The sequence below is a fragment of the Nonomuraea sp. NPDC051191 genome, from assembly GCF_044455665.1.
Lineage (GTDB): Bacteria > Actinomycetota > Actinomycetes > Streptosporangiales > Streptosporangiaceae > Nonomuraea.
Genome location: NZ_JBITEZ010000001.1, coordinates 122,300 through 136,039 on the forward strand (window position 1 = coordinate 122,300; position 13,740 = coordinate 136,039).

At 70.7% G+C, this 13,740-nt stretch carries 16 protein-coding genes; 7 read left to right on the forward strand and 9 right to left on the reverse strand.

What is annotated here, in order from left to right; genetic code table 11:
* The first annotated feature begins 113 nt into the window (after nucleotides 1-113).
* Nucleotides 114-1,022, forward strand: coding sequence for a M23 family metallopeptidase (locus ACIA8R_RS00540; protein ID WP_357702336.1), 909 nt, complete (start codon nucleotides 114-116; stop codon nucleotides 1,020-1,022).
* A 6-nt stretch (nucleotides 1,023-1,028) separates the two neighbouring features.
* Here ACIA8R_RS00540 and ACIA8R_RS00545 read toward each other — a convergent pair whose 3' ends face one another.
* Nucleotides 1,029-1,832 (reverse strand): FKBP-type peptidyl-prolyl cis-trans isomerase, encoded by an 804-nt coding sequence (locus ACIA8R_RS00545; RefSeq protein ID WP_397035671.1) that lies wholly within the window; start codon nucleotides 1,830-1,832, stop codon nucleotides 1,029-1,031.
* Nucleotides 1,833-1,939: 107 nt separating this feature from the next.
* Between ACIA8R_RS00545 and ACIA8R_RS00550 the strand changes: the two genes are divergently transcribed.
* The 3 genes from ACIA8R_RS00550 to ACIA8R_RS00560 all read left to right on the forward strand — a co-directional run bounded on the left by ACIA8R_RS00550 (nucleotide 1,940) and on the right by ACIA8R_RS00560 (nucleotide 3,787).
* Nucleotides 1,940-2,986 (forward strand): DUF2293 domain-containing protein, encoded by a 1,047-nt coding sequence (locus ACIA8R_RS00550; RefSeq protein ID WP_397035673.1) that lies wholly within the window; start codon nucleotides 1,940-1,942, stop codon nucleotides 2,984-2,986.
* A 98-nt stretch (nucleotides 2,987-3,084) separates the two neighbouring features.
* A complete protein-coding gene (locus tag ACIA8R_RS00555) occupies nucleotides 3,085-3,264 on the forward strand; it encodes a hypothetical protein (RefSeq protein ID WP_397035675.1) in 180 nt (59 codons plus the stop codon).
* Between the two features lie 148 nt (nucleotides 3,265-3,412).
* Nucleotides 3,413-3,787 carry an MmcQ/YjbR family DNA-binding protein gene (locus ACIA8R_RS00560; protein ID WP_357702328.1) on the forward strand — a complete coding sequence of 125 codons (375 nt, stop codon included), beginning with the start codon at nucleotides 3,413-3,415 and terminating at the stop codon, nucleotides 3,785-3,787.
* Here ACIA8R_RS00560 and ACIA8R_RS00565 read toward each other — a convergent pair.
* The 7 genes from ACIA8R_RS00565 to ACIA8R_RS00595 all read right to left on the reverse strand — a co-directional run bounded on the left by ACIA8R_RS00565 (nucleotide 3,767) and on the right by ACIA8R_RS00595 (nucleotide 10,429).
* Nucleotides 3,767-4,375 (reverse strand): LysE family translocator, encoded by a 609-nt coding sequence (locus tag ACIA8R_RS00565; protein ID WP_364084153.1) that lies wholly within the window; start codon nucleotides 4,373-4,375, stop codon nucleotides 3,767-3,769. The two genes, ACIA8R_RS00560 and ACIA8R_RS00565, sit on opposite strands and share 21 nt — an antisense overlap.
* A gap of 270 nt (nucleotides 4,376-4,645) precedes the next feature.
* Nucleotides 4,646-5,857: a serine hydrolase domain-containing protein gene (locus ACIA8R_RS00570; protein WP_397035677.1), complete on the reverse strand. Its 1,212-nt coding sequence runs from the start codon at nucleotides 5,855-5,857 to the stop codon at nucleotides 4,646-4,648.
* Nucleotides 5,858-5,980: 123 nt separating this feature from the next.
* Nucleotides 5,981-7,177 (reverse strand): kynureninase, encoded by a 1,197-nt coding sequence (kynU, locus tag ACIA8R_RS00575; RefSeq protein ID WP_397035679.1) that lies wholly within the window; start codon nucleotides 7,175-7,177, stop codon nucleotides 5,981-5,983.
* Nucleotides 7,178-7,295: 118 nt separating this feature from the next.
* Nucleotides 7,296-7,811: a 3-hydroxyanthranilate 3,4-dioxygenase gene (locus ACIA8R_RS00580; protein ID WP_357702320.1), complete on the reverse strand. Its 516-nt coding sequence runs from the start codon at nucleotides 7,809-7,811 to the stop codon at nucleotides 7,296-7,298.
* Entirely contained in the window at nucleotides 7,808-8,233 is a 426-nt protein-coding gene (locus ACIA8R_RS00585) for a RidA family protein (RefSeq protein ID WP_357702318.1), read from the reverse strand. Before ACIA8R_RS00585 ends, ACIA8R_RS00580 begins: the two co-directional genes overlap by 4 nt.
* Nucleotides 8,230-9,027: a 2-keto-4-pentenoate hydratase gene (locus ACIA8R_RS00590; protein WP_397035682.1), complete on the reverse strand. Its 798-nt coding sequence runs from the start codon at nucleotides 9,025-9,027 to the stop codon at nucleotides 8,230-8,232. Before ACIA8R_RS00590 ends, ACIA8R_RS00585 begins: the two co-directional genes overlap by 4 nt.
* Complete coding sequence (locus ACIA8R_RS00595; protein ID WP_397035684.1) at nucleotides 9,020-10,429, reverse strand: aldehyde dehydrogenase family protein; 1,410 nt, start codon at nucleotides 10,427-10,429, stop codon at nucleotides 9,020-9,022. The genes ACIA8R_RS00590 and ACIA8R_RS00595 overlap by 8 nt, the downstream gene beginning before the upstream one ends.
* Nucleotides 10,430-10,687: 258 nt before the next feature.
* On the opposite strand from ACIA8R_RS00595, the gene ACIA8R_RS00600 reads away from it, so the two are divergent.
* The 3 genes from ACIA8R_RS00600 (at nucleotide 10,688) to ACIA8R_RS00610 (ending at nucleotide 12,430) form a co-directional block, all read left to right on the forward strand.
* Nucleotides 10,688-11,170 carry a VanZ family protein gene (locus ACIA8R_RS00600; protein WP_397035686.1) on the forward strand — a complete coding sequence of 161 codons (483 nt, stop codon included), beginning with the start codon at nucleotides 10,688-10,690 and terminating at the stop codon, nucleotides 11,168-11,170.
* Nucleotides 11,171-11,323: 153 nt separating this feature from the next.
* Nucleotides 11,324-12,076 carry a GntR family transcriptional regulator gene (locus ACIA8R_RS00605; protein WP_357702310.1) on the forward strand — a complete coding sequence of 251 codons (753 nt, stop codon included), beginning with the start codon at nucleotides 11,324-11,326 and terminating at the stop codon, nucleotides 12,074-12,076.
* Nucleotides 12,077-12,199: 123 nt separating this feature from the next.
* On the forward strand, nucleotides 12,200-12,430 hold the full coding sequence (locus tag ACIA8R_RS00610; protein WP_397035688.1) for a hypothetical protein: 231 nt from the start codon (nucleotides 12,200-12,202) through the stop codon (nucleotides 12,428-12,430).
* Nucleotides 12,431-12,586: 156 nt separating this feature from the next.
* On the opposite strand, the gene ACIA8R_RS00615 is transcribed toward ACIA8R_RS00610, so the two are convergent.
* On the reverse strand, nucleotides 12,587-13,621 hold the full coding sequence (locus tag ACIA8R_RS00615; protein WP_397035690.1) for a hypothetical protein: 1,035 nt from the start codon (nucleotides 13,619-13,621) through the stop codon (nucleotides 12,587-12,589).
* Between the last annotated feature and the right edge of the window lie 119 nt (nucleotides 13,622-13,740).

Here is a 13,740-nt window from a genome sequence, read left to right on the forward strand (position 1 = left end):
CAGCATCAGCCCCTTTACGGGAGATCTGACAGCTCTTTGTATCGGTTCTGGATGATTCTTGTGCGGCCAATGCGGACTCTGGTGTCACAGATCCCACTGGAAAGGATCACCCCATGAAGCTCAGCCGATCAATGGTCGCGGGCCTCGCATTGTTACTCGGCCTCGGTACGACGACCCCCGCCTTCGCCGACCCGGAACCGGAGTCCGCGCAGGCGCAGCTCCTCGCGACGAACTTCCAGATGCCGTTCCCCTGCGGCCAGACCTGGACCGGCAACTCCAGCGGGAGCAGCGCCCACCAGTCGTGGGAGATCGACTTCAACCGGGGCAGCACGGCCGACGCCGACCTCGGCGACCCGGTGGTGGCCGCGGCGTCGGGAACGGTGGCGATCTCGGCGCACCAGGGCTCGACCAACGGCTACGGCAACCTCGTCAAGATCGACCACGGTGGCGGCTGGACCACCTACTACGCCCACCTGAACACCCGGCTGGTCAGCGCCGGCCAGTCCGTCTCGCAGGGCCAGCAGATCGGCACGGTCGGCAACACCAGCAAGCCGGGCAACAACATCAGCCCCCACCTGCACTACGAGGTGCGCCTGGGCACCAGCTACCCGTCGAACATCCAGAAGGCCGTCTTCAACGGCGTCACCTTCGGCTACCCGGTCCAGACGGTGACCTCGAAGAACTGCGGCGGGTCCGCCAACCCGTACACGCCGCAGGAGGCCTGCGGCTCCGGCTACGACGTGATCGACTCGGCCGGGCTCGGCGCCGACGGGACCGTCTACCTGCTCTACAACAACTCCAACGGCAACAACTGCGTGGTCACCATGAAGGCGAAGTCGCTCGGCACGGCGACCGCGACGACCGCCTACCTGGAGGTGCAGGGCAGTACCAGGAAGACGGACTCGGGCAACTACGGCTACTACGCCGGCCCGGTCTACGCCGCCGCCGCGAACACGTGCGTCAAGTGGGGCGGCAAGGCCGGCGCCTCGGCCTACGACAGCCCGTTCGAGCACTGCGGCTGAGACGGCTCAGGCAGGCGTGATCGTGTCGAGGACGTCGATCACGTACAGCATGGGCCGCTCCCCCGGGGAGCCCACGGCCAGCCGGCTGCCGACCTGCTGGCCGACCAGGGCCTCCAGCCAGGCGGGCGGCACCGAGCCCGGCTTGAGCGTGAAGGCGCTCGGGCCGCCCCTCCGGTAGGACGAGTCCACCACCGAGCGGGACGGCCAGGACGCGGCCACGTACTGGATCACCACCTTGGAACCCGCCGTGACGTCCCGCCCCGAACCGTCGATGAGGGTCCGGGGCGCGGAGTCCGGCCGCAGGTCGGGCGGGATCGCCGGCAGGGCCCGCCCGACGAGCCGCGCGTCGGGCGGGTAGCCGCCGAGGATGTCGAAGACCACCACCAGCGTGTCGGCCGGCGAGACGCCGGTCAGCGGCACGTTCGGGCCCAGGGCCTCCGACGCCGGGCTGACCAGCATGACCCGGCTGCCGGCCGGTCTGCCGATGAGCGAGGCCCGCCAGGTCTCGGAGACCTGCCTGCCGTCGAAGACGACCGTGGTGGGCTGGTTGCCGTCGTAGGTGCTGAGATACGGCTTGTTCCCCGACCATCGCCGGATGTCCACGTCGGCGAGCACGACGTCCCCCGGGACCGTACGCCGGCCGTTGCCCATGGAGAGCACCGTGATCCGCGGCGTGCGTCCCGGCTTCCCCCGAGGTATGGCGACGACGGGCTTGCTGCCGAACGCACCCGTCACGACGGGCTGGGAACCGTCCTCGGCGACGCCACACGAGGTGGCCAGCATGAGTACGGCAGGCCAGAGCAGGCGCACGATTTCCCCCAAGATGCCAGATCCGAAGGGGTTACTTGCCGCAATAGCCAAAAGGAAAGCTGCGGGTCTCGCCATCTCACGACAAAGGGCGCGGGAGACTGGACCGCGTGAGCAAGCCCAACCTGGCCCGCAGGGTCGCAGCAGCAGCCGAGATCGCGTTGACCAGCCGCCACTACGTGACGTTCATCGACGTCGTGACGGGGTTGCGCTGGCTGCACTCCCGGCACGTCGACCTCTGGCGGCAGGGCCGGGCCGGCACGCTGGCCGAGCTGGCCGCGGTCGACGAGGAGCGCCTGCTCGCCACGGCCGGGCTACTGCGGGAATGGGCCCTGGCCAAGGGGCTCAAGCCGGTGGACACGCCGTACGTGGCCGGCACCCGCGACCGGCGCGACCTGCGCTTCACGTCCGGGCACGGGCAGGACGCCTTCCGCGTCCACTGGATCTCGCCCGACCTGAGCGAGGCCAGGGTACGGCGGCTCACCGAACGGCAGAGCAAGGCGCCCGACCTGGTGGCGGTGGCCTCGCAGGAGCCGTGGAGGTGCGCGTCCTGCGGTGACACCGGGCCGTACCTGATCATGGAGGACGACCTGCCCCACTGCCTGAGCTGCGCCGACATGGACCACCTGGTGTTCCTGCCGTCGGGGAACGCGGCGCTCAGCCGGCGGGCCAAGCAGGAGAGCGGGCTGTCGGCGGTGGTCGTCCGGTACAACCGGCGGCGCAAGGTCTACCAGCGTCAGGGCGTCCTGGTCGAGGAGGCCGCCCTGACCGCGGCCGAGGAGCGCTGCCTGGCCGACGAGGAGGCGCGTATGCGCCGCCGGGAGCGCGACCAGGAGCGCAGGGCCGAGCAGGACGTCGGGTTCCAGGCGGCGATGGCGGCCGAGATCGCCCGGCTGTTCCCGAGCTGCCCGCCCGAGCGGGCCCACGAGATCGCCGAGCACGCCGGCCAGCGCGGCAGCGGCCGGGTGGGCCGGACGGCGGCGGCCAAGGCGCTCGACGAGAACGCCATCACACTGGCGGTGATCGCGTCGGTCCGGCATCTCGACACCGACTACGACCGCCTGCTCATGTCGGGCGTCCCCCGCATGGAGGCCCGCGACCGCATCAGGAACGCCATCGAGGCCAAACTGACGGAGTTCCGGCGACCGTCCCGGTGAGCGATCGTGGGCAGGCTCACCGGGTTCCGGCGAGCGTGTCGATGATCGGTCGCCAGGTGGTCAGTTCGACGAGGGGTGGGCGGGTCAGGCCGACCACCTTGCCCAGGTCGTCGGCGCGGCGCAGGGCGACGGCGGCCGGGCCGTGCGGCGTGGCCGGCCTCGTCGCCCGGGGCCAGCAGGTGCCCGAGGTCGTGCACCAGCCCGGCCACCTGGAGCTCGCGGTCGCCGGGGTGCCGATCGCGCAGCAAGGCGGCCACCTGGAGGCCGTGGTCGAGTAGCGGCACGGGGTCGCCGGTCCGGTCGGGGGCGTCCCAGGCGTCCTCGCACCGGGCCAGCAGGTCCATCAGCTCGTCGACCGTCACGTCACCAGCCTCCCGCGCCGCCGGCCAGTGCCGCCAGGCGGGACTTTTCGATACCGTCCATCGCATGGACGACTGGCACACCGTACGGGAGGAGCTGCGGACCTTCGCGCTGGGCCTGCCCGAGACCCACGAGGACCATCCGTGGGGCGAGACGGTCATCAAGGTCAACAAGAAGGTCTTCCTGTTCCTCGGCCTGGACGAGCAGACGGAGAAGTGGGACCCGACGTTCGGCGTGAAGCTGCTGTCGGAGGCGCACGGCCACGCGCTGACCGTCGAGGGCGCGGCCCCCAGCGGCTACGGCCTGGGCAAGGCCGGCTGGGTGACCGTGCCGTTCCTGTCGGCGCTGCCCGAGACCGACGTGCTGCTCGACTGGGTGGAGGAGAGCTACCGGACCATCGCCCCGAAGCGGGCGGTCAAGCTACTGGACGGCGAGCCGTAGCGCGAAGGCGACCAGCAGCACCCCGGTCACCCGCTCGACCCTGGCCCGCACCCGCGGCCTGCGCAGCAGCGCGCTCACCCGGTCGATGATCACGTTGTAGAGGCTGAACCAGAGCACGTAGAGCACGGCGATGATGCCCGACAGCAGCAGGGCCCGTCCCAGGGTGTCGCCGTGGCCGGGCAGGAACTGCGGCAGCCAGGTCACGAAGAGCAGCAGCACCTTGGGGTTGAGCAGGTTCGACAGCAGCCCTCTGCGTACGTGCACGAGCGGCGAGCCGGTCGGGGGCGCGGCGGCCTCCACGACCTTGGTCCGGTTCCGGCTGGACAGCAGCGCGTGCACCCCGAGCCAGAGCAGGTAGCAGATGCCGAGGGCGCGTACCACGGTGAAGGCGGTGGGCGAGGCGACCAGCAGCGCCGACAGGCCGACCGCCGCGGCGGCGGCGTGCACGGAGAGGCCGAGCAGGCCGCCGAGCATGGTCAGCAGGCCGGCCACGCGGCCGTGCGCGAGGGAGTTGCGCATGATCAGCGCGGCGTCGGGGCCGGGAATCATGATCATGATGAGCGTCGTGACCGCGAAGGTCAGCAGCATGGCGGGGGTCTCCCGGAGCCGAGGGCGCGCTCCCGCCCGACCCGCCGGGTGTGCGGAGGTCGCACGGTCACGCGGGCGAACATCGTCAGTGCCTTGTGGGCACTGACCATGATACTGGGACCAGTTTGCCCAAACACGCCAGGGCGGCCGATAAGGGATCTCTCCGGCGAAAGCCACCCTGGGCGCCCTGACGGGCCCCTACCGGGCGAAGACCGGGGGCCCTACTGGGCGAAGAGCGCGGGCCTCTGCTGGGCGAAGGCCGCAGGGCCCCTACTGGGCGGAGGTTGCGGGCGCCTCTTTGGCGAAGGCCGCCAGCGCGACGCCGATGCCGCGCTCGTTCTGGCCCTGGGCCTTGGCGTCGGTGGAGTTGATCGAGTAGATCACGACGCGGCTCAGGTCGCGGGTGGCGCCGATGCCGGTGGAGCTGCCGTACCGGGCGCCGGTCTTGCCGTACGCGACGATGCCGCCGGGCAGCACCAGCTCGGTCAGGCCGGAGGTGTAGTGGGCCGGCTCGTCGTCGGTGCCGAACATGGTGACCTTCGGCACGGTGAACATCAGCTCCAGCTGCTCGGCGGGCACGAGTCCGCCGCCGAACAGCGCCTTGGCGAACTTCTCCAGGTCGGCGGTGGTGGAGATGAGGTCGCCCGAGGCCCAGGTCGAGGTGACCTCCATCTCGGTGACGTCCACGACGTACCCCTTGCCGTAGGCGAAGGAGTCGGGGAAGCCCTTCGGGACGACCTGGTAACCGCTGTTGTGCCGGCCGTGGACCTTGACGGACGCGCCGGGGAAGTAGCTCTGGTTCATGCCGAGCGGGCGCAGGATGCGGTCGCCCACCTCCCGCTCGTACGACCTGCCGGTGACCTTCTCGATCAGCAGGCCCTCGACGAAGGTGTTGATGTTGAGATAGTGCTGCTTGGTCCCGGGGGTGAACTCGATCGGGTTGAGCACGGCCTGGCGGACGTACTCCTTCGGGGTGATCGTCTTGAAGCGGTCGGCGTAGACCCGCTCGAAGCCGCCCTCCGACTTCGGCGCGGGCAGGCCGCTGGTGTGGTCGAGCACCTGGGACAGCTTGACCGGCGGGTAGTCGGCCGGCAGCAGCCCCGGCAGGTAGTCCTGGACCGTGCGGTCGAGGGAGAGTTCGCCCTCGGCCACGAGCTGGAGCACGACCGCCGTGGTCAGCACCTTGGTCACGCTGCCCGCCCGGAACCTGGCCCCCTCCCGGGCCGAGTGCTTCCCGCGCAGGTCGGTCACCCCCGAGACGCCGCGCCACGAGCCGGCCCAGCCGCTCACCCTGACCTCGGCGGCGGTGGCGTCGGGCGCGGGCAGCCCGGCGATGCTCTTCCGCAGCGCCGTCTCGTTGATCGGCGGCACCTGCACGGTGACGGCGCTGTGGGAGCTCGCCTGAGTCTGGGCCAGGGCGGGGGCGCTGACGGTCAGGGCGGCCAGAGCGAGGACGGCGGCGGCGATACGCGTGCGCTTCATGGGGGATCTCTCCAGGTCACATCGGCTTTCGATGGGACAATCCTGGCTGGCGACCCCCCGGCGGCGGATCGCCGACGACGGCGATCCTCCGGCTCGCTCTCAAGAGGGAGAGGACTCGCCCGATCAGGTGACCGCGAGCCGCCGGGCGTACTTCTCGTCCCGCCACAGCTCCTTGTCCAGCACCTCCAGCAGCGTGGCGGCCGCGTCGTAGACGTCCGTGTAGCCGATGTAGAGTGGCGCGAAGCCGAACCGCAGGACGTCCGGCGCGCGGAAGTCGCCGTGCACGCCCCGGTCGATGAGGGCCCGCATGACCGGGTAGCCGTCGGGGTGGTGGAAGCAGACCTGGCTGCCGCGCGACTCCGGCTCGGCGGGCGAGGCCAGCTTGAGCGCGTCGCCGACGAGGTCGGCGAAGAGCGAGGTCAGGGCGATGCTCTTGGCCCGCACCTGCGCCATCGGCACCCGCTCCCACACCTCCAGAGCCGCCTCCAGCGCCGCGAACGACACCACGTGCGGCGTGCTGACCGCGAACCGCCGGATGCCCTCGGCCGGGCGGTAGCCGGTCTCGAAGGCGAACGGCTCGGCGTGGCCGTGCCAGCCGGACAGCACGTTCTCGGCGGTGGCGTGGTGGCGCGGGTTGACGTAGAGGAAGGCGGGCGCGCCCGGCCCCGCGTTGAGGTACTTGTACGTGCACCCGACCGCGAAGTCGGCCTGCGACACGTCCACCTCCATGGCGCCGACGCTATGGCACACGTCCCAGACCATGAGCGCCCCGGCCGCCTGGACCTGGGCGGTCACCGAGGGCACGTGCCGCCTGGCGCCAGTGCGGTAGTCCACCTCCGACAGCAGCACCACGGCCGCGTCGTCGAACCGGCCCTCGGCATAGTCGCGCACCTCGTAGTCGCCGAGCAGCCGGGCCAGGCCCTGGGCGATGTAGTGGTCGGTGGGGAAGTTCCGGGGGTCGGAGACGATCACCTTGCGGCCGGGGCGCAGCCGTACCGCGGCGGCCAGCGCCTGGTAGGCGGCGATCGTGGTGGTGTTGCCCACGACGACCTGGCCGGGGCCGGCCCCGATCAGCGGCGCGATCCGGTCGCCGGCGGTCAGGGGCTGGTCGTACCAGCCGGCCGCGTTCCAGCCGCCGACGAGCTGGCCGCCCCACTCGTCCACGACCGTGCGGCGCACCCGTTCCGCGGCGCGGCGGGGCATCGCGCCGAGCGAGTTGCCCACGAGGTAGACGACCCCTTCGGGCAGGACGAACTCGTCCTTGAACGGCCGCAGCGGATCGTCGGCGTCGAGGGCGAGGCAGGCGTCACGGTCCAGCACCGGTTGCGCTCCTTACAGGGGGGAGATGGTGGCAATTATCCGGTTTACACCATTCTGGTGCTGGTTGACGTACCAGTTCTGCACCGGATCGTGTGCCCGATCTCCGTGGCCAGTACGCCTAGCCCTTGCCGGGGTGCAGAGCACCGCACCGGTCGCACGTACGGGCCTTCTCGTCAGCGTAGAACGCCTCGAAGACCGGCGGCAGGTCCTTGACGATGTCGCGCACCTGGAGCTCGACCTCGTGGACCTTGGCGCCGCACTCCATGCAGTACCACTGGAACCTCTCCAGCTCGCCCTCGGGCCGGATCCGCTCCACCACCAGCCCGACGGACCCCTCCTCGGGGCGCTGCGGCGAGTGGGGCATGCGCGCCGGCAGCAGCCACATCTGCCCCTCGCGGACGTGCACGGTCTCGGGGCCGTTCTCGGTCACCACGTTGACGTGCATGTTGCCGCGTACCTGGTAGAACAGCTCCTCGTACGGGTCGACGTGGAAGTCGGTCCTGGAGTTGGGCCCGCCGACCACCATCACGATGAAGTCGCCGGCGCCCTCGAAGACCACCTTGTTGCCGACCGGCGGCTTGAGCAGATGGGCGTGCTCGTCGATCCACCTGGTGAAGTCAATGGGGGGAATCATGATCGCTCCTGTGGATGGTAGGCGACGGCCTGCATCTCGATGAGCAGGTGCGGATGCGGGAGCTGGTGCACCGCGACCGTGGTCCTGGTGGGACCCTCCTCGTCGAAGAATTCGGCGTACACCTCGTTGTAGCCCTTGAAGTCGTTCATGTTTACCAGGTACGTGGTGATCTGTACGAGATCAGCCAGCGAGCCTCCGGCGGCCTTGAGCAGGTCGCCGATGTTCTCGATGACCGCCCGCGTCTGGGCGCGGATGTCCAGGTCGGTGACGCCGTACCGGTCGGCCTGCGCGCCCGCGAAGGTGCCGTCCGGCCTGCGGGAGCTGGTGCCGGAGACGTACAGGAAGTCGCCCGCGCGTCTGACGTGCGGGAAGCGTCCCCGGGGCACGGCCTTGCCGGGGACGGTGACGGCCTCGCGGCTCATGCGCCGAACACCGCCCGCACCGATCCGAGTCCCTCGATCCTGGCCTCGAACACGTCCCCGGCCTCGACCGGCACCACCGGGCCGAGCGCGCCGGTCAGGACGACGTCCCCGGCGCGCAGCGGGTGGCCGGCACCGGCCAGTGCGCCGGCCAGCCAGAGGGCGGCGTTCAGCGGGTTGCCCATGCACGCGGCCCCCGACCCCGAGGAGACCTCCTCGCCGTTGCGCGTCATCGTCATCGCCGCCGTGCCGAGGTCGAGCGCCGTCAGCTTCTTCGGCGTGCCGCCCAGCACGTACGCGCCGCCGGAGGCGTTGTCGGCGACCGTGTCGGCGATCGTGATGTCCCAGTCGGCGATGCGCGAGTCGGCGATCTCGATGGCGGGCAGCGCGAACTCCACCGCCCTGATCACGTCCACCAGCGTGAAGGGCCCCTCGGTCAGGTCCCGGCCGAACACGAGCGCGACCTCGGCCTCGGCGCGCGGTTGCAGGAACCGCTCCACCCGGACGGGCCGGGCGTCGAGCTCGGCCATGTCGGCGAAGAGCATGCCGTAGTCGGGCTGGTCGATGCCGAACTTCTGCTGCAGCAGCGGGTTGGTGGCGCCGATCTTCCTGCCGACCAGCCGCCGGCCTTCCTCCAGCGCCCGCCGGGTGTTGATCTCCTGCACCGCGTAGGCGTCGGCCACCGTGGTGATGAGGTCCCTGAGCGGCGCGCAGGGCTTGCCGGTACGCGCGGCCTCGACGAGCCGATCGGCGGCCTGCCCCCGGGTGTCGACGGCCAGGGACCATTCGTCATGCATCGGGTTGCTCCAGTTTGATGGTGATCGTGGTGGGCTCGGAGTAGAAGTCGAGCGACTGCGTGCCGCCCTCCCTGCCGATGCCCGACAGCTTCACGCCGCCGAACGGAGTGCGCAGGTCGCGCAGGTACCAGGTGTTGACCCAGACCAGCCCCGCCTCCAGGCGCTGGGCCACGCGATGGGCGCGGTCGAGGTTGGCGGTCCAGAGGGTGGCGGCCAGGCCGTACTCGCTGCCGTTGGCCAGGTCGACGGCCTCGGCCTCGCTGTCGAAAGGAGCCACGTGGCACACGGGACCGAAGATCTCCTCTCGATTGAAACGGGACCACTCCGATAACCCTGTCATTACCGTTGGTTCCACGAAATATCCGGTATCGCGATGATCGCCGAACGTGGGGACGCCTCCTCCCGTGTGCACCTTGGCTCCCTCCGAGCGGGCCAGGGCGTAGTAGGACAGCACCTTCTCCCGGTGTCCGGCCGAGATCATCGGCTGTAGCTCGACCTCCTGTGCCCGGGACGCGAGCCGGCCGCAGAAGTCATCGAAGATCGTCCGCTCGACGTAGAGCCGCTCGGTGCACAGGCACACCTGGCCGCCGTTGGTGAAGACCGACTTCACCGTCCCCTCGACGGCCCGGCCGAGGTCGCAGTCCTCGAAGACCAGGCCGGCGTTCTTGCCGCCCAGCTCGAACGAGATCGGCTTGACCCGGTCGGCGGCCGTCTTCATGATCTGCGTCCCGGTGGCGGTCGAGCCGGTGAACGTCACGCCGTCCACGCCCGGGTGCTCGACGAGGAGCTGGCCCGCCGGGCCGTGCCCGAAGATGATGTTGACCACGCCCGGGGGCAGGCCGGCGTCGGCGCAGATCTCGGCGAAGACCGCGGCCGAGCCGGGCGTGTGCTCCGACGGCTTGACCACCACGGTGTTGCCCGCGACCAGGGCGGGGGCGAGCTTCCACGTCATGAGCAGGAACGGCAGGTTCCACGGCACGATCACCGCGACCACGCCGAGCGGCCTGCGGACGGTGTAGCTCAGCACGCCGGCCAGGTGGAAGGCGTCGTCGGGGCGCTGGGAGGCGATCTCGGCGAAGGCGCGGAAGTTCGCGATGCCACGCGGGACGTCGAGCGTCCGGGTCTGGCCGAGCGGTTTGCCGGTGTCGGCGATCTCGGCCGTGACCAGATCGTCGAAGCGCACCTCGATGCCCTCGGCGAGGCGGCGCAGCCAGCCGGCCCGTTCGGCCACCGGCAGCCCCGCCCAGTCGCGCGCCGCCTCCCTGGCCGCGCGCACCGCCCGGTCGACCACCTCCGGGTCGGCCTCGTGGACCTGTCTGATCACCCCGCCCGTCACCGGGTCGTGGACCGGGAACGCCTTGCCCGCCGCCACCGGCAGCCCGCCGATGAAATGGGTCAGCACAGCAGCCTCCTCTAGCCTCACTCCCCGGTATAGATCGTCGGGCGACGGTGAGACAACAGTCCGGCGGGAGCGGGAAGCGCGCCGGGCCGTCATGCCCCGGTGGCGACGGTGACACTGAGCCACCCCTCGGCCGCGTCCGGGAGGGCCTGTCCGTACGGACATCTTCCGGTACCCCTCGGCTCCCGAGATGATGACCGAATGGCGCGCACATGGGAGCTGTGGGGAAATATCGTTATTGCTGGTGTTTTAGCGCTTCCGGTGGCTCTGCTGGCCATCATGGCGATCGCCCGCCACCGCGCCCGCGCCGGGCATCCGGCGCCGCTGCGCACCTCGCTCGCCGACGTCGGCATCGCCGTCGGGACCGCGCCCTGGATCTGGATGATCCTCACGCCGTCCACCGGTCGGGCAGGGGTCGGCCTCGTCCCGTTCGCGGACCTCGCCGATCTCGTCGGGGCGTCGTGGGAGACGGTGTTGGTGCAGGTCGGCGGCAATCTGCTGGTGTTCGCCGCGCTGGGGGCGCTGCTGCCCGTACGCACCGCCGGGATGGCCTCCTACGGCCGGGTCGCGGCCGTCGCGGCGGCCCTCTCGATCACGGTCGAGTTCCTCCAGTACGCCCTGAGACTGGGCCGGTTCTCCTCCGTGGACGACGTGATCATGAACACCGCGGGCGCGGTGCTCGCCGCGTCGGTTACTCGCCGCTGGTGGGCCCCGCGAATAGCGGCCAGGACCGTTCCACGATAACGGCCTGCATAAACGTCCTCCACTTCATCACACAGGCACGATCAGCTCAAAAGAAGCTCGGGACCAACCTCTGTATCTGTGCGATCGTGGACAAGACGGGGCAAGTTCTCTGGAGACGCCACAACCTGGTTGGTGACAGAGGGTGATCGAAACGTGTCTGAATCCCCGGTACCCCACGAGCCTCCTATTTATCGCCGCATCGCCGACGGCCTCCGCTCCCGGATCCTGTCCGGCGAACTGCGCGACGGGGACCGCCTACCGGGCGAGAACGCGCTCATGGCCGACTACGCAGTCGCACGCGCCACCGCCAGGCAGGCGCTTGCCGTACTGATCAACGAAGGGCTGGCGGTGCCCAAACGAGGCTCGGGGGTCTACGTGCGCCTGTTCAAACCGATCCGCAGGCACGGCTCGCGCCGCCTGTCACGAGAGCAGTGGGGTCAGGGGCGTGCCATCTGGGACGCCGACACCCGGGGCCGTCCGTTCACCGTGGACCAGGTGGAGGTGGTGCTGGAGCGCGCCCCGGAGGAGGTGGCGGACGTCCTGGAGAGCGGCGAGGTATGGGTTCGTCGGCGTCGCTACTCGGTGGACGGCCGGCCCGTGCAGCTGGCGACCTCCTCCTTCCCCGCCCGGCTGGTCCAGGGCAGCGCCATCACGCTGCCCGACAGCGGACCGGGCGGCGTCTACGCCAGGCTCGGCGACCTGGGCCTGCCCCCGGCCCACTTCACCGAGGAGGTACGTGCCCGCATGCCCGGCCCCCGCGAGACCGGGCTGCTCGACCTGCCCGGCGGCACCCCCGTCATCGTCATCGCGCGCACCGCGTACACGGCGGGCGGCCTGCCCGTCGAGCTCAACGAGATGGTCCTGGACTCGGCGGCGTACGTACTCCAGTACGACTTCGACGCCTAGTTCACGATCTGTCAAGCGATAGGTGGACCTGTCCACCCCGATCATTGAATTCTCTAGAGAAGTCCCTCATCTTCTAAGGAGATGGAACCGTTCAGGAGCGTGGGGCCCGGGAGAGGTGTGCAGATGTCCGTCGACCGGCATCTTGCCGAAATCGCCCGGGAGTACCCCAAGTGGACCATCTGGCGGAGCGACGCGGGCCGCTGGTGGGCCACCCGGCACCATCCGCTCGACGCGGCGCAGCGCGAGGCCGGATGTGCGACGACCATCGACGCCGACGACCCGGACGATCTGCGCGACCAGCTCCGGGACCAGGAGGAGCGGACCGGCCGGCGGGCCGGCCCCGCCCCTCCCTGACGCGGGCCGTGGAGCGTTCCCCGGCCCGCACACGAGCAGCCCGGTGCCGGGTCCAGCGTCTCGGCGGCCCCGGTACCGGGCCACCAACGGGGCCACGTACGCGGAAGTCTCCGACCCTATCGGGGGCGGGGGCTTCCGCTCCCCGCCCCTCACCCTCTACGAGTGGTACTCGCCCAGCCGCAGGATGTGCACGTCGGTGTCGTCGGAGACGCCCTCCTTCGGCTTCTCCTCCTCCTCTTCGACGATGACCCGCACGTCGTCCTGGACGGAGAACTGCGGGACCGGCTGCGGCGCGGCCTCGATGGCGGGCTCGGGCGTGCGCGCCGGGACGGCCGCGGGCTGCTGGGCGGCCGACACGGGCGGCAGCGCCGACTCCGGCACGAGCTGCCCGGCCCCCGCCTCGGTGCGCATGAGGTCGCCGAGCACCGAGCCGATCTCGGTCAGCCGCCGCACGACCTCGGTGTGGGTGTTGGTCAGGTACTCCACCCGGCGGCCGGCGTGCTCGTCGAGCGAGGCGGTGCGCTGACGCGCCGCGGCCAGCATCGACTCGGCCTCCGCGTGCGCCCCCGACAGCAGCTGCTCGGCCTGCCCGTTGGCCGTCGCCATGACGCGCTCCGCCTCGGCGTGCGCGCCGCCGAGAACCCGCTCGGCCTCGGCGTGCGTCTCGCGCAGCAGGCCCTCGGCCTCGGCGCGGGCCGACCCCAGCTGCTCCTCCGCGTCCGCGCCTGCCTGGGCCAGCATGCGCTCGGCCGCCTGCGTGGCCTCGGCCACCCGCCGCTCGGCCTCCGCCTGAGCCGAGGTCAGCATCTTGTCGGACGTCTCGCGCGAGGTCGTCACCAACCGCTCGGCCTCCGCCCTGGCGCTCTCCCGCACGGCGGTGGCCTCGGCCTCCGCGTCCGCGCGCTTGGCCGCGGCCTCCTCCTCGCCCAGCTTGAGGATCTGCGCGAGCCTCGGGCTGAGGTCCTCGTAGCTCTGGGGCGCCTCGACCATCCGCCGCCTGGCCTCCGCCAGCTCGACCCGGCCCTGCTCCGCCTGGTCGATCGCCCGTGCCAGCCGCTCTTCCAGATCCCGGATCTGGTTCCGGGTACGGATCATGTAGTCGTGCACCTGACGGCGGTTGTAGCCGCGCATCACGACTTCGAAGGTGTCCTCTTGCATCAGATCGGGAATGCTCTCGTGCTGGTTTGTCATGGGGGTTACCTAAGGGTTTGCGTGAGGCGGGGGAAAACTGCGAGTTGTGAGGGTCTGACGACGAGACGTCAGGAAACGACTTTCCTGCCATCTGCCCACGTCCGCAACCGGAACGCCAC